This window comes from Polynucleobacter sp. MWH-Aus1W21, from assembly GCF_018687275.1.
Lineage (GTDB): Bacteria > Pseudomonadota > Gammaproteobacteria > Burkholderiales > Burkholderiaceae > Polynucleobacter.
This window is the reverse complement of the sequence record NZ_CP061287.1, coordinates 109,074-127,164: the sequence shown is the minus strand read 5'-3', so window position 1 is coordinate 127,164 and position 18,091 is coordinate 109,074. Positions and strand designations below refer to the sequence as shown.

Annotated in this window: 19 protein-coding genes and 1 tRNA gene; 6 read left to right on the top strand and 14 right to left on the bottom strand. The window is 44.0% G+C overall.

Annotated features, from left to right (window positions below; all coding sequences use genetic code 11):
- The first annotated feature begins 6 nt into the window (after nt 1–6).
- The 3 genes from prmC (at nt 7) to ICW03_RS00730 (ending at nt 2,563) form a co-directional block, all read left to right on the top strand.
- Nucleotides 7–849, top strand: coding sequence for a peptide chain release factor N(5)-glutamine methyltransferase (gene prmC, locus ICW03_RS00740; RefSeq protein ID WP_215348238.1), 843 nt, complete (start codon nt 7–9; stop codon nt 847–849).
- Nucleotides 850–950: 101 nt separating this feature from the next.
- Nucleotides 951–1,259 (top strand): Grx4 family monothiol glutaredoxin, encoded by a 309-nt coding sequence (gene grxD, locus ICW03_RS00735; protein ID WP_215348237.1) that lies wholly within the window; start codon nt 951–953, stop codon nt 1,257–1,259.
- 29 nt (nt 1,260–1,288) lie between these two features.
- A complete protein-coding gene (locus ICW03_RS00730; RefSeq protein WP_215348236.1) occupies nt 1,289–2,563 on the top strand; it encodes a DNA recombination protein RmuC in 1,275 nt (424 codons plus the stop codon).
- A 124-nt stretch (nt 2,564–2,687) separates the two neighbouring features.
- Here the strand turns inward: ICW03_RS00730 and ICW03_RS00725 are convergent, their stop codons facing one another.
- Entirely contained in the window at nt 2,688–3,272 is a 585-nt protein-coding gene (locus ICW03_RS00725; RefSeq protein ID WP_215348235.1) for a phasin family protein, read from the bottom strand.
- A gap of 186 nt (nt 3,273–3,458) precedes the next feature.
- Between ICW03_RS00725 and ICW03_RS00720 the strand changes: the two genes are divergently transcribed.
- A complete protein-coding gene (locus tag ICW03_RS00720; protein ID WP_215348234.1) occupies nt 3,459–4,784 on the top strand; it encodes an MFS transporter in 1,326 nt (441 codons plus the stop codon).
- Nucleotides 4,785–4,832: 48 nt separating this feature from the next.
- Here the strand turns inward: ICW03_RS00720 and ICW03_RS00715 are convergent.
- From ICW03_RS00715 to petA, 6 genes are all read right to left on the bottom strand, one after another.
- Nucleotides 4,833–4,908, bottom strand: a tRNA-Thr gene (locus ICW03_RS00715).
- Between the two features lie 18 nt (nt 4,909–4,926).
- Complete coding sequence (locus ICW03_RS00710) at nt 4,927–5,334, bottom strand: ClpXP protease specificity-enhancing factor (protein ID WP_215348233.1); 408 nt, start codon at nt 5,332–5,334, stop codon at nt 4,927–4,929.
- 29 nt (nt 5,335–5,363) lie between these two features.
- A complete protein-coding gene (locus tag ICW03_RS00705) occupies nt 5,364–5,975 on the bottom strand; it encodes a glutathione S-transferase N-terminal domain-containing protein (RefSeq protein WP_068320223.1) in 612 nt (203 codons plus the stop codon).
- 95 nt (nt 5,976–6,070) lie between these two features.
- Nucleotides 6,071–6,844, bottom strand: coding sequence for a cytochrome c1 (locus tag ICW03_RS00700; protein WP_371819888.1), 774 nt, complete (start codon nt 6,842–6,844; stop codon nt 6,071–6,073).
- A gap of 31 nt (nt 6,845–6,875) precedes the next feature.
- Nucleotides 6,876–8,276, bottom strand: coding sequence for a cytochrome bc complex cytochrome b subunit (locus ICW03_RS00695; protein WP_215348232.1), 1,401 nt, complete (start codon nt 8,274–8,276; stop codon nt 6,876–6,878).
- A gap of 10 nt (nt 8,277–8,286) precedes the next feature.
- Nucleotides 8,287–8,889 carry a ubiquinol-cytochrome c reductase iron-sulfur subunit gene (gene petA, locus ICW03_RS00690; protein WP_215348231.1) on the bottom strand — a complete coding sequence of 201 codons (603 nt, stop codon included), beginning with the start codon at nt 8,887–8,889 and terminating at the stop codon, nt 8,287–8,289.
- Between the two features lie 136 nt (nt 8,890–9,025).
- Here petA and mscL point away from each other — a divergent pair, with 136 nt between their 5' ends.
- Both mscL and ICW03_RS00680 read left to right on the top strand, forming a co-directional pair.
- A complete protein-coding gene (mscL, locus tag ICW03_RS00685) occupies nt 9,026–9,448 on the top strand; it encodes a large conductance mechanosensitive channel protein MscL (protein ID WP_215348230.1) in 423 nt (140 codons plus the stop codon).
- Nucleotides 9,449–9,535: 87 nt separating this feature from the next.
- The gene (locus ICW03_RS00680) at nt 9,536–10,723 is read left to right on the top strand and encodes a Do family serine endopeptidase (RefSeq protein ID WP_215348229.1); all 1,188 of its coding nucleotides are present in this window, start codon (nt 9,536–9,538) and stop codon (nt 10,721–10,723) included.
- A 30-nt stretch (nt 10,724–10,753) separates the two neighbouring features.
- On the opposite strand, the gene ICW03_RS00675 is transcribed toward ICW03_RS00680, so the two are convergent.
- The 7 genes from ICW03_RS00675 to ICW03_RS00645 form a co-directional block, all read right to left on the bottom strand.
- Entirely contained in the window at nt 10,754–11,488 is a 735-nt protein-coding gene (locus ICW03_RS00675; RefSeq protein ID WP_215348228.1) for an amino acid ABC transporter ATP-binding protein, read from the bottom strand.
- Between the two features lie 38 nt (nt 11,489–11,526).
- Entirely contained in the window at nt 11,527–12,195 is a 669-nt protein-coding gene (locus ICW03_RS00670) for an amino acid ABC transporter permease (protein ID WP_215348227.1), read from the bottom strand.
- Between the two features lie 11 nt (nt 12,196–12,206).
- On the bottom strand, nt 12,207–12,998 hold the full coding sequence (locus ICW03_RS00665) for an amino acid ABC transporter permease (RefSeq protein WP_215348226.1): 792 nt from the start codon (nt 12,996–12,998) through the stop codon (nt 12,207–12,209).
- A gap of 3 nt (nt 12,999–13,001) precedes the next feature.
- Nucleotides 13,002–13,937, bottom strand: a complete 936-nt coding sequence (locus ICW03_RS00660) for an amino acid ABC transporter substrate-binding protein (protein WP_251374418.1) — start codon at nt 13,935–13,937, stop codon at nt 13,002–13,004.
- A 181-nt stretch (nt 13,938–14,118) separates the two neighbouring features.
- Nucleotides 14,119–16,311: a tetratricopeptide repeat protein gene (locus ICW03_RS00655; RefSeq protein WP_215348225.1), complete on the bottom strand. Its 2,193-nt coding sequence runs from the start codon at nt 16,309–16,311 to the stop codon at nt 14,119–14,121.
- A gap of 73 nt (nt 16,312–16,384) precedes the next feature.
- On the bottom strand, nt 16,385–16,534 hold the full coding sequence (locus ICW03_RS00650) for a hypothetical protein (protein ID WP_215348224.1): 150 nt from the start codon (nt 16,532–16,534) through the stop codon (nt 16,385–16,387).
- Nucleotides 16,535–16,649: 115 nt separating this feature from the next.
- Nucleotides 16,650–17,897 carry a porin gene (locus ICW03_RS00645; RefSeq protein WP_215348223.1) on the bottom strand — a complete coding sequence of 416 codons (1,248 nt, stop codon included), beginning with the start codon at nt 17,895–17,897 and terminating at the stop codon, nt 16,650–16,652.
- Between the last annotated feature and the right edge of the window lie 194 nt (nt 17,898–18,091).

Sequence of the window (18,091 nt, the reverse complement as noted above, 5' to 3'; positions counted from 1 at the left end):
GAAACTGTGAGTGTAAATTTAAGCCTACGTGCTCTATTGAGAGATTCGGCACTTGCATCTACTGATGCAAAAATTCTTATGGCATATATTCTGGAAAAACATTACCAGCTTCCACGATCTGCTCTACTTTCACGCGATGAATTAGAACTGAATGACATAGCGCTTGAAGACTGGAAAAAACTGGAGTCTAAGAGGTTGCAAGGTGAACCGATTGCCTACCTAATTGGCAAAAGAGGGTTTCACAATATTGAGCTTTATGTTGCCCCTGGCGTTCTGATTCCGCGCCCAGAGACAGAACTGCTTGTTGAAATTGGTCTACGGGAAATAATGCACTTAAATACTCCAGCAAGCATTTTGGATCTTGGTACGGGTTCTGGCGCGATTGCCCTGGCAATTGCAAGTGATGCCCCTCAAGCCATTGTTACCGCTACGGATCAATCTATCGAAGCGTTAGAGATTGCTAAAACTAATGCAAAACAATTGAAGATTGCCGATCGTGTGCAGTTTTTCCAAGGTAGTTGGTATGCAGCTCTAGAGACTGGCGCCTCTTTTGACGTCATCCTGAGCAACCCGCCGTACATTGCCTCCCAAGATTCACACCTCAATCAGGGTGACCTACGTTTTGAGCCCCTTTCAGCCCTCACCGATCATGGGACAGGACTTAGCTGCCTAGAATCTATTATTTCAGGGGCCCAGCAACACCTAAAGCCGAATGGCTTGATTGCGGTAGAGCATGGCTTTGACCAATCAGAAGCGGTCGCATCTTTGATGAAGCTAGCGGATTTGCGCGATATTCAAACCCATCTTGATTTGGGCGGCCATTACCGCGTTGCCTCCGGCAGAAAATAATGCCAAATAACCTTTTTTCACATTAAGTCTTAAAATCGACTAAACCTTATTTTGAAACTGTCTTAAAGACCGCCGCAGTAGAAACTTAGTAGAGAGAACATATGGATACACAAGCCCAAATCAAAGAAATCGTAACTAGCCACCCCGTTGTTTTATTCATGAAAGGGACTGCACAGTTTCCTCAATGTGGCTTTTCCGGAAATGCTGTGAATATCTTGCGTGCTAGTGGCGTTGAAAAACTCCATACCGTAAACGTCTTGGAAGACGCAGGCATTCGTCAGGGCATCAAAGAATATGCAAACTGGCCCACTATTCCCCAGCTCTATATCAATGGTGAATTTATTGGTGGCTCCGACATCATGACTGAAATGTTTCAGTCCGGCGAACTCCAAAAGCTTGTTACAGCTTAATTACTTTTTTTGTAGAGGCTTTTGAAGCTGTGACTTTTGATTTAAGCTCTCTTCTACTGTTTGGCCTGCCATTGGGATTATGTGCAGGCCTTTTAGTTTATGCCCTTAACTTACGCTCCGCCCTTGCTCGCGTTGAGCTCCAGGCCCAGACAGAGGTTGCGCTAACCCAAACTCTTCGCACTGAACGTGATCAAGCATTACAAAATGCAATTCGTCTTGAGACAGAGCTAGATTCGGAACGCAAACAGGGTTTAGGCAGAATTGAGTCACTCAACGAAGCAAAAGAAGCGCTGACAAATCAGTTTAAAAATTTAGCCAATGAAATCTTGGAAGATAAATCTAAGCGCTTTACCGAACAAAATGCAGCAAGCTTAGACGCCCTTCTTAAGCCTTTGCAAACTAAGCTCACTGAATTTAAAGAGCAAGTAAGTAACTCTTATGGCAATGAAGCTCGCGAGCGCCATGCTCTAAAAAGTGAAATTGAACGCTTAGCAAATCTAAATCTGCGTATGTCAGATGAAACACGTTCTCTAACTCAAGCATTAAAGGGCGATTCCAAAGTTCAAGGCAATTGGGGTGAGTTGGTGCTGGAATCGATCCTAGAATCCTCTGGCCTGCGTAAGGGCGAAGAGTACTTAGTTCAGGATAGCCATACACAAAGCGATGGCTCACGGCTACAACCAGACGTTGTTATCAAACTGCCTGAGGGCAGAAGCCTGGTAGTTGACAGCAAAGTATCGATTACGGCCTATGCCAGACATGCCGAAACCACAGACCCTGCAACAGCCGAACAAGAACTGGCCGCGCATATTCAGTCACTGCGCCAACACATTCAAGGCCTGTCTGGAAAGAACTACAGCTCCCTCTATGGGGTAGGCTCAGTCGACTTCGTTTTAATGTTTGTGCCGATAGAGCCCGCATTCTTACTCGCATTAAAGACTGCGCCCAACTTATATCAAGAGGCGCTAGCCAAGAATATTGTTTTAGTTTGCCCAAGCACTTTAATGGCAACACTGAGAACGGTTGCTCATCTCTGGCGACAAGATCATCAAAATCGCAATGCATTGGAGATCGCAAAACAGTGTGGCAATCTGTACGACAAATTTGTTGGCTTTGTAGATGATTTAGAGAAGCTAGGTCAACGATTAGATCAAGCGCAAACTAGCTATCACGATGCATTTAATAAATTAAAAACTGGTAAAGGCAACCTCATTCGCTCCGCTGAAAAAGTTCGCGAGTTGGGAGTCAAACCCAGCAAGAGCCTGGCTTCGCCACTAATTGAATCATCTTCAGACTTTGAATAATTCCACGCCCCTGTCTTAGTAAGTATTCAAAAGACTTAGATAAACAAAAACCCCGCCTAGCTCGCACTAAGCGGGGTTTTTTCTTAAGACTTACTACAAAATTTAGTTCTAAATAAACTCTAAATTAAGCAGCTTTGCGGCTACGTGATGCAGGAGTAGCGGATTTTTTAACTTGAGCAATTTGACCTTGCACAGTTTCGATTGCTTGATCAGCAGTTTTCTCTGCAGTAGCAAAAGCCTCTTTGCTAGCAGCGCGGAACTGTTCAAAACCTTGCAATGCACTACCGTATACAGTTTTGAATGAAGACAAGAAAGCTTCAGATCCTGCAGGTGCATTTGCAGCAACCGTGTTGATCCAATCTTGGAAACCATCTTGCAATTGGTCAATGTTTGCATCAACAACATTTACAAATTCTTTATTGCTATCACGCAATACTTTGCTTACTTTCTTTTGGTAAGCAACAGCTTGATTGCCAGCAGCTTGTAAAGAGTCGGCAGTAAAGATTTCAGTAACTTGCTTTGGATCTTTTGCAGTCAATACTTGCTGAATGCTGTCTTGTGTATTTACCAATGCGTCTTTAGAGGCAGCGTAGTTCAACTCAGCCAATTTCTGAGCATTTTCCAAAGCAGCTTCGCTCAAAGAAAATGTAGCCTCAAGGCCTTTGCTGTTAATTTGGGACAATTTAGCGGTGATTTGATCTTGGTTCATGTATTTCTCCAGAAATTAAGTGGTACAACTGTCAATTAAGTGCATTTAAGGAGAGTTAAGATGCCTTAAATATTGCACTGCACCATGAAACTGTAACTGAATGAAAATGACAAATCAAGAAGTATTTGCTGCTCTGCAACAAATATATCGTTATTTAAATATAAACCCAATAAAATCAATAACTTAATGCAAATTCAGAATTCCCATTCTTATCGAAAAGTAGCAATTGCAGCCTGCTTTGGGACCTTTTTGGAGTGGTACGATTTTTTAACTTTTGCCACTCTGGCCGTTATTTTTGCCCCCCTATTCTTTCCGTCCACAGACCCGAATACAGCCCTTTTAGCAAGCTTAGCGACCTTTGGAGTAGGAATGGTGGTTAGACCCATTGGAGCGGCGTTATTTGGCTCTATGGGCGATCGTATCGGCCGAAAACCCGTATTTATGATCACCATTGCTTTGATGGGTATCGCAACTGTTAGCGTGGGCTTTTTACCTACTTATGCTCAAGCTGGCATTTGGGCTCCCATCTTGCTGGTCAGCCTGCGCCTACTCCAAGGGCTATCTGCAGGCGGGGAGATTGGCGGGAGCGCCGTCTACCTCACCGAACATGCAGGTAATGAACGCAGAGGATTTAAGACAAGTTTTTTGCAGCTGATGGGGCCACTGGGAATCTTATTTTCAACACTGCAAATTGCTTTACTTAGAAACTACTTAACTCCCGAAGAATTTCAGACCTGGGGTTGGCGCGTGCCATTCTGGGTTTCTATTATTTTGCTGATGATCGCTTTTAAAGCTCGCATAGCCCTTGAAGAAACGCCCATCTTTTTAGAGCTGATTAAAAACAATCAGAACGCCACAAGTCCTTTAGTCACTAATTTTCGCGATCCACATACTCGCAAAAGAATGTTTCTTCTCTTCTTTTGCATCTCCTCCGGTGGTGCCGTTCTTTTCTTTTGTGTTCAGGTTTACACGGCAATCTTTTTAAAGACATCCGTTAAATTGGCGCCAGCAACAGTTGATCAACTGAGTCTTTACGCAACCCTCTGCCTTTTACCTTTGACCGTTTTTGCTGGCTGGCTATCAGATAAGGTAGGTCGCAAACCAGTAGTGGTAAGCGGCCTTCTTTTGGGCGCATTTATTATTTTACCGACCTTTCATGCGCTTAAGTATTTTGGCTCGCAATATCTTCAGCTCAGCCATCAAGAAAATATTCTATTGATTGGTTTATTGCTTACTTGTTTATCTCTTGCGCTGGCTTTGGTAGTGGGCCCACAGACCGCACTACTTGCAGAACTATTTCCGGCAAGATCACGCAATAGTGCTGCAACGCTTCCCCACAATCTTGCAGCAGGATGGATAGGTGGTTTACTGCCCCTCACAGTGACTTGGTTAAATCAGAAATGGGGAAATGATATGGCGGGACTTTGGTATCCCACCATCTTCCTAGCGAGCGCAGCAATTCTTGCGCTACTGTATTTGCCAGAAACAAAAAAGATTGATCTGAGTATCTAATCAACGGAATGAAAAAAGCCTCTAAGAAACTTAGAGGCTTTTGAATTTTGGTGCCCCTTGTCCGACTCGAACAGACCACCTACTGATTACAAATCAGTTGCTCTACCAGATGAGCTAAAGGGGCAACGGGATATATTCTAGCCTATTTCACAATCTTCAAGGAAGGTCTCGTAGATTTAGGCTTTTCTGGGGCCCCATCAGTAGCATCGGCAATATGTAGATCCCTAGCTTGCGCTGGGTCAAACGGGAAGGACATACCCTGTCCATTCTCCCTGGCGTAGATTGCTAACACGTGACTCACGGGCACCAAAATCTTTCGTGGAACGCCACCAAATCTTGCCTGGAAACTTATCCAGTCATTTTCCATCTGCAGCTGATGGCAGGCTTCGATGGAGAGGTTTAGGACAATCTCATCATTCTTTACAAACTCCATCGGCACCTCCACCCTAGCATCCACAAAAACAGCAATGAAGGGTGTAAAGCCAAAATCCGTGCACCACTGATGTAGAGCACGGATTAGATAGGGTTTATTGCTTGGGACGTCAGACATGCCGACTAATAATGAACCGCTGGAACTGCTTAGCGGCGCATTACCTTCTCAGAAGGAGTCAAAGCTTCAATGTATGCAGGTCTGCTGAAAATACGCTCAGCGTACTTCAAGAGAGCAGCAGCATTACGAGAAAGATCGATGCCATAGTGCTCAAGGCGCCATAACAATGGAGCAATCGCAACGTCTAGCATTGAGAACTCGTCGCCCAACATGTACTTATTCTTTACAAAAATAGGCGCCAGTTGAGTCAAACGATCACGAATCGCTAAACGCGCTTTCTCATGAACCTTTTCAGCAGCTTTACCTTTTTCATTTTCCAAAGCAGCTACGTGAACAAATAACTCTTTCTCAAAATTAAATAGAAAGAGGCGTGCACGTGCGCGCGCTACCGGATCAGGCGGCATCAATTGTGGATGAGGAAAACGCTCATCAATATATTCATTGATGATGTTTGATTCATACAAAATTAAGTCGCGCTCAACCAAGATGGGAACTTGGCCATATGGGTTCATTACAGAAATGTCTTCTGGCTTATTGAACAAGTCAACATCGCGGATTTCAAAATCCATGCCTTTTTCAAAAAGCACCAAACGGCAGCGTTGCGAGAATGGGCAGTTAGTACCCGAGTACAACACCATCATAAATTTATTTCCTTAAATTTCTACTTCAATACAACAAACGCACAACAGCGTTAAATCTTGACGCCAATAGACCCCGAAGGGTCTATTAAATTCAATTAATGAATGTCTTTCCAATAAGCTTTATTCAAACGCCAAGCTAGGAGAGTAAAGACAGCCAGGAACAGGAGCACGATGACGCCAAGACGTTTGCGCTCCAACTGGACTGGCTCAGCCATCCATGACATGAAAGCAACCAAGTCGGCGATATTGTCGTCGTACTCTTGTGACTTCATAGTGCCTGGGGTTAATTGCTCAAAGCCTACAAATACCTTTTCCATTCTGCTTGGATCATGAGGATCTTTGCGCTCCTCAAACTTCGCAGCACGCTCACCCTGCAACTGCCAGAGTACGTGTGGCATGCCAACGTTTGGATAAACTAAATTATTCCAACCAGTTTGGGTTGTATCGTCTTTATAGAAAGTACGGAAATAGGTATAGAGCCAATCAATGCCACGTGCACGAGCTTCAACCGATAAGTCTGGTGGAGTTTTACCAAAGAACGCCTTTCCTTCTTTAGGCGTCATGGCAATAGTCATCAAATCTCCAACCTTGGCGTCAGTCAAAATCAAATTGTCTTTGATTTGCTGGTCTGTCAATCCAATATCACGCAAACGGTTGTAACGCATGCTTGATGCTGCATGGCAGTTTAAGCAATAGTTGACAAAAATCTTTGCGCCGTTTTGTAACGAGGCATTACTACTTACGCGGTCAGGGGCCTTATCCAAAGGAAAGCCACCTTCATTTGCATTGGCGTTAACACCAAAGCTGAGGGCCGCAACCAATACCGTTGCTTGGCAGACGCCCATCAAAGTTTGCAGAATTCGTTTCATGCTAGTTCCTAGTTTCTCTTTGGTGTCTGAATTAATGGGATTCAAAAGTAACGCGAGTTGGAACTGGCTTGAATGTACCAAGCTTGCTCCAGAAAGGCATTGCCAAGAAAAAGCCCAGATAATAAATCGTACAAATCTGAGAAATCTTTTCAAATACTGGTGATGGCGGCTCAATACCTAAGTAACCCAAGATAATGAAACTCACAACGAACACACCATAAATATATTTATGGAACTGTGGACGATAGCGAATCGATTTCACTGGTGACTTATCAAGCCAAGGCAAGAAGAACATGATCACAACTGAACCGCCCATGATCACAACACCCCAGAACTTAGCGTCAAACAAATAGAAACCAGCGGCCAAAATAACTGCAATTGCGGCACATGCACCCTTCACTTTTTTATCGCTTGAGGTTTTAGCAAACATTCCAAGAATGATGGCCAAGAAGATCCACAACGGCAATAAGAAGTTAGTAGTAGTTGCACGCAACATAGAGTAGAACGGCGTGAAATACCAAACTGGTGCAATGTGTGTCGGCGTTACGAATGGATTTGCAGGGATGAAGTTATTAGCTTCCAAGAAGTACCCGCCCATCTCCGGAGCAAAGAAAACAATGCAAGCAAAAACCATCAGGAATCCGCCCAAGTACATTACGTCGTGAACGCTGTAGTAAGGGTGAAATGGAATGCCGTCAACCGGGTGACCGTTGGCATCCAAGTTCTCTTTAATCTCTACACCATCAGGATTATTTGAGCCAACTTCATGCAAGGCAAGTATGTGAGCAGCAACCAAGCCAATTAATACCAAAGGAATGGCAATCACGTGGAATGCAAAGAAGCGGTTGAGAGTTGCATCACCCACAACGTAGTCACCACGCAACCATAAAGACAGGTCTGGGCCGATGAATGGAATTGCAGAGAACAAGTTCACAATAACTTGTGCGCCCCAATAGGACATTTGACCCCATGGGAGCAAGTATCCGAAGAACGCCTCACCCATCAAGCACAAGAAGATTGCGCAACCGAAAATCCAAATGAGTTCACGTGGCTTGCGATATGAACCGTAGATCAAACCACGGAACATGTGCATGTAAACCACAACGAAGAACATCGAGGCGCCAGTTGAATGCATGTAGCGAATCAACCAACCCCATGGCACTTCGCGCATGATGTATTCAACAGACTCAAATGCTTTAGCCGCATCTGGCTTGTAGTTCATTACCAAGAAAATACCGGTAATGATTTGAATTGCTAAAACAACGATCGCTAATGCACCAAAGATGTAGAAAAAATTCAAGTTCTTAGGAGCGTAGTACTCACTCATATGACGCTTGAATGCGTCCGTAACAGGCAAACGTGAGTCAACCCATGCCATTAACTTTACGGCGGCTGAAGCGTCTGCAGGAACTTCTTTTTCGTGAAATGCCATTTATCTCTCCTTAGGCCTTCTTATCTTCGCCAACCAGAATCTTGGTGTCGCTCAAGTACATGTGTGGCGGCACTTCAAGGTTATCTGGGGCTGGTTTATTTTTAAATACGCGGCCTGCCATATCGAAAGTAGAGCCGTGACATGGGCATAGGAAACCACCTGGCCAAGTATTTGGCAGAGAAGGCTGTGCACCTGATTCAAATTTAGGTGTTGGAGAGCAACCCAAGTGGGTACAAATACCCACAACTACGAGGTACTCTGGCTTAATGGAACGCCACTGATTCTGGGCATAAGGAGGTGTAAATTGAGCTGGATCACGCAATGAGTCTGGATCAGCTAACTCCCCGTCTATCTTGGACAACTCAGCAACTTGCTCAGGGGTGCGACGCACAACCCAAACAGGTTTACCGCGCCATTCAACCATTCTCATCTCGTCTGGCTGCATGCCGGCGATATCGATTTCAACAGCAGCACCAGCGGCTTTTGCACGCTCGGAAGGCTCAAAACTGTCCACAAAAGGGTAAAGGGCTGCAGCTGCACCTACGCCTCCAACCGCCGATGTGGCGATCAGCCAATTGCGGCGATCCTTGTCCATACAGGGCTTGTCACTCATTTACAAAATTCCTAAAAGGGTATTTATGGGTGGAAATTGCTTAAAGGTAGGATTTTAAAGTAAAAAGTGGGGTAAGCAAGAAAGTTATGGGGTTAATCTCGGGTTAATCTGGATCTAAGTTAAAAGGAAGGCATTTATGAGCGTTTTAAAGGAATTTCGGGACTTCGCCGTAAAGGGCAATGTGATTGATTTGGCGGTCGGCGTCATTATTGGCGGAGCTTTCGGGAAAATAGTCGATTCCCTGGTAAATGACATCGTTATGCCGGTTATTTCAAGCCTTTTAGGGGGTCATATCGACTTTACGAACCTTTTTATCGTTCTTGGGCATATTCCAGAAGGCGTTCCGAGAACCTTTGACGCCCTCAAAAAAGCGGGGGTTCCAATTTTTGCTTATGGGAACTTCATCACCATTTCAATCAATTTCATACTTTTAGCCTTTGTCATCTTTCAAATGGTCAAAGTGGTTAACAAGATTCGCATCATGGATGCATTGCCTCCGCCACCAGTACCAGAGGATGTAATGCTGCTTCGCGAGATTCGCGACAGTCTAAAAAAATAATTTATGCAATGGGGATTTAGAGAAAGCTCCATGAGCAGACAGGAATAATTTTTTCATTCAATTGGCTTATATTCAAAACATCTTTCCATGAATTCCCCTCTTCAAAAATACTGGCTCATCTTTGCACAAGCTGTCACTGTGATCTTGGCAGCCTTGTTTGTTGTTGCTACGCTAAAACCAGAATGGCTTTCAGAGTCTCGAGTCGCTTCTTTAGTAAGCACTGCGTCACTCAAAGAAAGTGACTACGATGGACAACTAAGCCCAGGCTCTTATCATGATGCAGTAAAGCGTTCAATGCCTGCCGTGGTCAATATCTTTACCAGCAAAGGCAATGCCAAACCCAAGGCCCGTAAAGGCGCTGGCCCTAATTCAGTCGACCCGCTATTTAAGTTTTTCTTTGGAGAACAGCCGCCCGAGGAAGAGCCTAGTTCAAGTTTAGGGTCTGGTGTATTGGTGAGCCCTGAAGGTTATGTCCTCACTAATCATCATGTAATTAGTGATGCTGATGAAATTGATGTCGCTTTATCTGACGGCAGAAAAGTAAAAGCCCAAGTAATCGGCAGCGATCCAGAAACTGATATTGCTGTTTTAAAAATTGAAACGAAACAGTTACCTACTCCAATTACGCTTGGCAAAGTTGAGTCAGTGCATGTTGGTGATGTGGTACTTGCGATCGGCAATCCATTTGGTGTTGGCCAAACTGTTACTTCTGGAATTGTTTCTGCGCTAGGTCGAGATCATGTTGGTATTAATACCTTTGAAAATTTTATTCAAACTGATGCAGCAATCAATCCCGGAAATTCCGGTGGCGCCTTAATTGATACCCGCGGCAATCTCATCGGCATCAACACAGCGATTTACTCAAATAATGGTGGTTCCATGGGTATTGGTTTTGCCATTCCCATTAACCTTGCAAAACAGGTCATGGAATCTATCTTGGCTAGTGGCAGCGTGACTAGAGGCTGGATTGGGGTTGAGCCACAAAACCTCTCAAAAGAGCTCTTAGAGTCTCTGGGCTTACCTTCCAGCACTCAAGGGGTGCTCATCTCAGGAGTGCTCGAAGGAGGCCCCGCTGCCCGAGGCGGCGTTAAACCTGGTGATGTTCTGATTACAGTCAATGGCAACGCCACCAAAGAAGTCAGGCAGCTTTTAAATCAAATTGCTCAGATTACCCCTGGCAACCAAGCAAAGTTAAAAGTTCTTCGCAAAGACAAAGAAATTGAGTTAACCATTCAAACTGGCAAACGTCCGAAACCTAAAAAACTGGGGCAGTAAAAACCCAATAAAAATTTAGGGGCCTAGTAATTAGTTTGCCAATATTTTTGACAAGAACTCTTTAGCTCTTGGAGCGCGAGCCTCGGGGTTATCAAAAAACTCATGCTTGCTGCAATCTTCAACAATGCTGCCTTGATCCATGAAGATTACGCGATGACTTACCTTTCTAGCAAATCCCATCTCATGAGTGACACAACACATTGTCATGCCTTCATTTGCTAGCTTCACCATGACATCCAAAACCTCTCCAACCATTTCAGGGTCCAAAGCAGAAGTAGGCTCATCAAATAACATGACGATAGGATCCATACTCAACGCTCTAGCAATAGCAACGCGTTGCTGCTGACCGCCTGATAACTGTCCTGGAAATTTATCTTTTTGTGCGATCAAACCAACGCGCTCAAGATACTTCAAGCCATGCTTATTAGCCTCAGCAGCAGAGCGTCCAAGCACCTTAATTTGGGCAAGCGTTAAGTTTTCAGTAACGCTTAAATGAGGAAATAGCTCAAAGTGCTGAAACACCATGCCAACTCTTGCGCGAAGTTTCGATAAGTTTGTTTTTGGGTCATGAAGCTTAACGCCATCTACCGAAATCTCACCGGCCTGAAAAGGCTCTAACGCATTAATAGTTTTAATCAAAGTGGATTTTCCCGAACCGGAAGGCCCACAAATAACAACTACCTCGCCTTTACTGATTGAAGTAGTGCAATCTTTCAAAACCTGAAAGGAGCCATACCATTTAGATACGTTTTGAAGTTCAATCATGATGATTTATTAATATCGAGCAAAAAATTAAAAGGCACTTAACGAATGATGGCAACTTTTGTGTGAATCACCCTCACGACTTTAGAAAGCGAAAAGCAAATAACAAAATATGTTGCGGCAGCTAATAAATAAGTCTCCATTGGGCGCCCGTAGTTCTTGCCGGCAATCTCAAACCCTTTAAGCAAATCATAGGCTCCAATTGCATAAACCAAAGAAGTATCTTGAAACAAAATAATTGTTTGAGTCATAAATACTGGAATCATGTTTCTGAAGGCTTGCGGCAAAACAACCAATCTCATATTTTGACCATAGGTCATGCCCAGCGCCTCAGCCGCATAAGTCTGCCCCCGCGGTACCGACTGAATTCCAGCGCGCACAATTTCTGAAAAGAACGCGGCCTCAAATGCAATAAAGGTAATCGTTGCTGACAAGTCCGCACCAATTGGCTTGCCTATCAACATGGGAATCAATAAGAAAAACCAAAGGATAACCATTACCAAGGGAATGGATCGCATGGCATTCACATAGAAGGTAGCTGGATAAACTAAGAGAGGTTTTCCTGAAAGCCTCATGAGCGCCAAAAATGTACCGACCACAATACCGCCAATAGTCGCAATGATGGTCAGCTGAACACTGAAGAGCAAGCCCTTTAAAATGTAGTTGGTGAAAAGCTCCCAATTGTAGAAACTTAAATCTAAGCTCAACATAGGTTCACCATTTAATGAGCCAAACTGGCATCGTTAGATGCAGAAATAAAGCCAGGAATGCGACTCTTTTTCTCAATCAATGCCATTACACGATTCACGGCAAACGCAGAAAGCGCATACAAGGCGGTGACTGCTAAATAGATCTCCACCCCATGCGAGGTTTCTTCTTGCGCCTGCATAGCAAACAATGTTAGCTCGGGAACAGATACTGCGAACGCTACAGAAGAGTTTTTAATCACATTCATACTCTCTGAAGTAAGCGGTGGAATAACAATACGAAGCGCCATTGGCAAAATGACGTAGCGATATGTTTGCGGTGTTGTTAAACCCAAAGCAGTGGCAGCTGCACGCTGCCCTCCTGGCAATGATTGAATGCCTGCACGCACCTGTTCTGCAATCCTGGCTGATGTAAAAAAGCCAAGCGCAATACTCACTAACCAATAAGACGGTAAAGACTTAAGGGGCAAGAAAAAGGTTGGAATAACGTGATACCAAAGAAACACTTGAACAAGTACGGGGATATTTCTGAATAACTCAACCCATGAGGTAGAAAAACTAACCAGCAATCTACTCAGTCGCCCTGTATTCGGCAACGTTCTCAGGGTACCCATGATTGCACCAACAACCAAGGCAATTACAAGTCCAAGACCAGCCACAGCCAAAGTCCAGCCCCAAGCCTTCAAGAGCCAATCTAAGTAACTCGGATCTGCATTCGAGGTCAGCCCAAAGATAGAGGAGAAGCAGTGGTCAACTACTTCTCCATCTAAGGTGCTTTTACAAAAAACACCTAAATCTAAAGCCATAAATTACTTCTTCTGTTGATAATCTTCAGCTGGCTTGTCATTCAAATTTGCCCAAGCATTTTTAGTTGCTGGTGACAACTCAAGACCAACAACGATATTCTTTGGCGGAATTGGCTTTAGGAACCACTTATCCCATAAGGCAGGCATTTTTCCGTTTGCAACGATCTTGGCAATAGCAGCATTTACTGCAGCCTTAAATTCTGGATCATTCTTAGGAACCATAATAGCGATCGGCTCAGTGCTCAACACTTCACCAACAATTTTGAAATCTTTTGGATTCTTTGCATTCGCAATATTGCCGGCCAAAATAGATCCATCCATCACAAATGCATCAGCGCGACCTGACTCGAGCAACAAGAAGCTGTCTGCGTGATCCTTACCAAATACCTCATCAAAATTCACACCATTAGCCTTCTCGTGCTTACGCAGCAACTGAACAGAAGTTGTGCCTGTTGTTGTGGCTACTTTTTTACCTGCCAATTGAGAAATGGAGTTAATGCCAGAATTTGCTTTTACTGCAATGCGAACTTCTTCAACATATAAAGTATTTGCAAAACCGACATCTTTTGCGCGGTTTGCATTATTAGTTGTCGTGCCGCACTCAATATCGACCGTACCGTTTTGCACCAATGGCACACGGTTTTGAGAGGTTACAGGTTGATAGTTGATGCGCAATGTGTTCATGCCTAACTTATCTTTGATGTCGCCCAAAATCATGCGACAAACTTCAACGTGATATCCATCAAAACGACTATCGCCAGTTGTATAAGACATTGGAATAGAGGACTCGCGCACACCCATTGTGACTGCGCCAGTTGATTTAATTTTGTCCATCGTGGCACTGGCGGCTTGAGCCGTACCTGACAATGCGATAGATGCCGCAGCCAAAACCATAGCGCTGGCTAGAAATGATGCTGGTTTAAATTCTCTTTTTTTCATAGCAATCCATTTACAGTAAGTTGTTTTAGAAAATATACTACATCTAACGTTTTTTAATTCTAGCCCAATTTAAGCTTTAAACACTATAAATTAGATTGTTTTAGGGCGGCATGAACTCTTCTTACAAATCCTTCTTATCGCCTCCATATAAGTACCTAGTTCCCCACCAGAATGACTATAGTCATTCCGCAGGAATTTCAATCATCTCCGGCTCCAAGCCAGAGATATAGCGCGCATGGACTGCTTTATAGGCCTTCTCAATACTCTTGGCCATTAATTCCGAATTAAACAACGGCTCAGTCAATCTATTCTTAGCCAACTTTTCCTTGATGATCTTGAGGTCTGCTGGGTTTTTAGCTAAAGCTATTGCCTTAGCAGCATAAGCCTCTAATGAATCCGTAATGAGCTCTTGCAGGCCTACAGCGCTTAATAAGCTGGCAGCTACTCTGCTAGCAAACGATTTGCCGGTACAGGTCAAAATGGGAAGCCCCGCCCACAACGCATCGCTTGCAGTGGTGTGGGCGTTATATGGCAGCGTATCCAAAAATAGATCTGCTAAGCGTTGGCGCGCTAAATGCTCGCCTAGCGGTAATTTAGGTGCAAAAATTAAGCGGCTTTCTGATATCCCTCTTTTAACCGCTTCGGCCTTTAAATTCTGTGACGCTGTTGGGTTTGCATCAAACAGCCAAAGGACGCTATTGTCAACGGCATGCAGAATGCGCATCCAGACATCAAACACCTCCGGAAGAATTTTGTAATTATTGTTAAAGCAGCAAAATACAAAGCCATCTTCAGGCAATCCCACCTCTTCTCTGGTGAACCGCCTATCCGATATTTGTTTTCTTGAATCGTTAGGCTGATAGCTATGCGGAAGGTAAATCACTTTTTCAGAATAGTCTGCCTGCGAATCGCTTGGAATGACTACTTTGTCGGCAATGATGTAGTCCATATACTCAGCCCCCATCGTTCCGGGATAGCCAAGATAGTTAATCTGCACTGGGGCGGCGCGATGAGCAAAAATGCCGGTTCTTGAATTTTGTGTGTACCCCATTAGATCAATAGCAATATCAACCTTTAGATCTCTACTGAGCTGAGCAACCTCAGCGTCACCCATTGAATCAACTTCAATAAACTGATCAAAAGCTTTAACAATTCGATCTCTCATCAATCCATCTTGTATTTGAGCAAAAGAGATCCCGATCATTTCAAATGCAGCTCTATCATGCAATTCAAATATCTCGGCTATTAAATACGCGACAGCATGCGCATGCAAATCGGCCGAATAATAGGCAATTTTTATTTTGTCGCCTTTTGGCCAAGGCTGACTAATCCCAAGCGATGGATTTTTAGGAAATTCCTGTTTTGCATAAATCTCTGCACAACTCTTTTGCAAGCCGGGATGATCTATCAACCCAAGCAATGGAAAAGGAAGAATTACTTTTTTGCCAGCCTCAATCAAGCCCTCAAGTCTCTGCAAATCATTGTCAACAGAGTTCCATTGACAAATCTCCATCTTGGCATGCAGTGATTGCCCCAGAACCCAATTCTGAGAGGGATCCAACTTCAAAGCGGCATCGTAACTTGCAATAGCTAGGTCATAGCGTTGCAGCGCATGTAAAACCTTGCCCTTAACTGCATAGGCTTCCGCGCACTCTGGATTTTTATTCAGTACGAGATCGTATACGTCTAATGCTCTCGTGTAATCTTTCTGCAAAAATAAAGTATTGCCAAGATTTAAGTTTGCGTTTACATCGCCTGAGTTCAAGCGAAGAGCATGTCTGCAAGCATCAAGTGCCTGCTGATGTCTGCCCATATTATTTAGGGGTACGCTTTTATTTGACCAAGCTTCCAAATAATCCGGCCTAAGTCTTATGGCTTCGTCATAAGCAGCTATCGCCTGCGGATATAAGGCGAGATGATTGTATGCAATCCCTTGATTTAGAAGGGCCTCTGGAATGCCCCTCTCAGAGGCAAGCACCATTTCAAGCACATCTAATGCCTGCGCATGCGCACCCATATCATTTAATACTGAAGCCTTATTAATTAAGGTTTCAGTATCTACAGGATTCATTTCTAATGCCGAGTTATAAGCCTCGAGTGCTTCGTGCAGTTTGCCCTGTATAGCATAGGCCAACCCCAAGTTATATAGAACCCGAAGATCGGGCTCCGCAATACTGCGGAGCAATTTAAATATCAAGACCGCTTCATTTAGCCTATTGTGCTGAGCACATGCAATACCAAGATTAATCCACCCCTGAATATCAGGCAGATCACTTTTCATGCCAACCTCTACCTCATGCTCAAACCCGTCTAAGCTACCGCTTTTGATCAACCCAACAACCTTTAACAGGGAAGCGGATGCGGGGGTATTCATATAAAACCTATCATGCAAGTAATCATCAATTTAGTAGCCTCAGTGTTTATGCTGAGCCCCATAAATCAATCTATTAGCGGCCATGACAAGCAGTAGGCATATCTTGCAGCGGCTGCCCATGAAAATTGCAATTCACACCCAATGCCGATTGGCTACTGGCTCCGCAAGCCACCAAATTTAATAGGCAAACAGTAAGCACACAAAATACTTTTATTGAATTCATAAACTCATCCCTTAAACATCTTGTCAAAACGATATAAAAAAACCCACTGTGTTTCCACAGTGGGTTATTTCAATACTTAATTCTAAATTTAATACTAGCTTACGCTAGCGTTAAATTAGAAAGTGTGGCGAACACCAACAGAGTAAGCAGCGTTGCTTGCAGCACCGTTTACGTTGTTTGATGTTGTAGTTTGGCTACCGTAGATAGCGTACAAGTTAGTACGCTTGCTGAGGTAGTAGTTAGAACCAACTTGCCAACCTGTGAAGTTTGCGTATGTAGAAGCAACAGTAGCTTTGTACTTACCGTTACCTACAGTACCCCAAGCTTCGATAGTTGGAGTGATGTAGCTACGTACGCCAATTGCTTGTGCGTTACGGTTAACTTGAGTAGCAGCTGCAGTAGTTGCGCTGTAGTCGTCTTGAACCTTACGACCTTGCCAACCAGCAAACGCCTTCAAAATACCGAAGTCATAAGTACCGAGTACTTGAGTTTGCTTGTCAGACAACATTGTTGCTGGGAATGCAGCTGTAGTACCAGCAGCAATAGTAGCAGTTTGGTTTGGTGTCAAACCAGCATTAAATGCTTCAGCAGAAGCAGCTACGCCGTTAGCATACTGAGTCTTGAATGACTGGTATGTTGCGCCGATAACCAATTTTTGCCATGTGTAATCAGCAGACAAGCCCCAACCGCTCCAGTTCATAGTACCTGTGCCAACAGCACCAGTATTAGTCTTGTTTGAGTTTGACATTGCATACATTGCGTTGCCACGGAAACCGGCAATGGTTTCTGTACGTGCGATCAATGCATTAGATGCACGAACGTTTTGTGAGATATCGCTATCGCCACCTGAGTTAGCAGTACCGCCAACAGCGTACAAAACGTTACCAGGCATGATTACGTTCTGAGTTGCGCTCATAGCAGATTGCATCTCATAGCCCAATGTGTATTGACGGCCTAAAGAGAATGAACCTACGCCATTCTTTTTCAAACCAACAAATGACTGACGGTTATCAACAGCAGAACCTGAAGTTTGTGAGTCGTAAGCAGCAACGGCACCACCAGTTTTGGCGTTACCTGTCAAAGATGCTGAATCTGGACGCAATGCCATTTCAACAGTGAAGAATGCAGAAGAACCACCACCTAAGTCTTCATTGCCTTTGAAACCTAAACGGCTTGTAGACTCTTGACCAGAGCGGAAAGAACTAGATGTAGTTTTTGTTTCTACGCCAGCCGTATTCTTAGAAGCTGCTGTAGAACCGTAGTAACCCATATCCAAAACACCGTAAACGGTAACGCTGGACTGAGCTTGAGCAGCAGATGCAAACGCACCAATTGCTGCAACTGCTAATAGCGATTTTTTCATTCTTTAAATCTCCAAAAATTAAAAGTAATGCCCAAATAAAAACTGGGACCTGTGAATTTTGCTTCTTTTGCCTCGCTAGACTGGGGGTCGGGGTATTTAGGAACTCTTTTTGCTTGTCAAAAGGTAGTTTTTTGGCTTTCTTCGTTGTATCTCGGCAACAAGACCTGAGTTTTCTGTCTTTTATGGGCCTTAGA

Coding starts and splice junctions, on each gene's coding strand:
- ICW03_RS00725 (WP_215348235.1), bottom strand. CDS start 3,272: ATGAACCAAGATCAAATCACCGCTAAATTGTCCCAAATTAACAGCAAA.
- petA (WP_215348231.1), bottom strand. CDS start 8,889: ATGAGTGACAAGCCCTGTATGGACAAGGATCGCCGCAATTGGCTGATC.
- ICW03_RS00675 (WP_215348228.1), bottom strand. CDS start 11,488: ATGATTGAACTTCAAAACGTATCTAAATGGTATGGCTCCTTTCAGGTT.
- mscL (WP_215348230.1), top strand. CDS start 9,026: ATGAGCGTTTTAAAGGAATTTCGGGACTTCGCCGTAAAGGGCAATGTG.
- ICW03_RS00655 (WP_215348225.1), bottom strand. CDS start 16,311: ATGAATACCCCCGCATCCGCTTCCCTGTTAAAGGTTGTTGGGTTGATC.
- ICW03_RS00695 (WP_215348232.1), bottom strand. CDS start 8,276: ATGGCATTTCACGAAAAAGAAGTTCCTGCAGACGCTTCAGCCGCCGTA.
- ICW03_RS00720 (WP_215348234.1), top strand. CDS start 3,459: ATGCAAATTCAGAATTCCCATTCTTATCGAAAAGTAGCAATTGCAGCC.
- ICW03_RS00645 (WP_215348223.1), bottom strand. CDS start 17,897: ATGAAAAAATCGCTATTAGCAGTTGCAGCAATTGGTGCGTTTGCATCT.
- ICW03_RS00660 (WP_251374418.1), bottom strand. CDS start 13,937: ATGAAAAAAAGAGAATTTAAACCAGCATCATTTCTAGCCAGCGCTATG.
- grxD (WP_215348237.1), top strand. CDS start 951: ATGGATACACAAGCCCAAATCAAAGAAATCGTAACTAGCCACCCCGTT.
- ICW03_RS00680 (WP_215348229.1), top strand. CDS start 9,536: ATGAATTCCCCTCTTCAAAAATACTGGCTCATCTTTGCACAAGCTGTC.
- ICW03_RS00700 (WP_371819888.1), bottom strand. CDS start 6,844: ATGAAACGAATTCTGCAAACTTTGATGGGCGTCTGCCAAGCAACGGTA.
- ICW03_RS00665 (WP_215348226.1), bottom strand. CDS start 12,998: ATGGCTTTAGATTTAGGTGTTTTTTGTAAAAGCACCTTAGATGGAGAA.
- ICW03_RS00670 (WP_215348227.1), bottom strand. CDS start 12,195: ATGTTGAGCTTAGATTTAAGTTTCTACAATTGGGAGCTTTTCACCAAC.
- ICW03_RS00710 (WP_215348233.1), bottom strand. CDS start 5,334: ATGTCTGACGTCCCAAGCAATAAACCCTATCTAATCCGTGCTCTACAT.
- ICW03_RS00705 (WP_068320223.1), bottom strand. CDS start 5,975: ATGATGGTGTTGTACTCGGGTACTAACTGCCCATTCTCGCAACGCTGC.
- ICW03_RS00650 (WP_215348224.1), bottom strand. CDS start 16,534: ATGAATTCAATAAAAGTATTTTGTGTGCTTACTGTTTGCCTATTAAAT.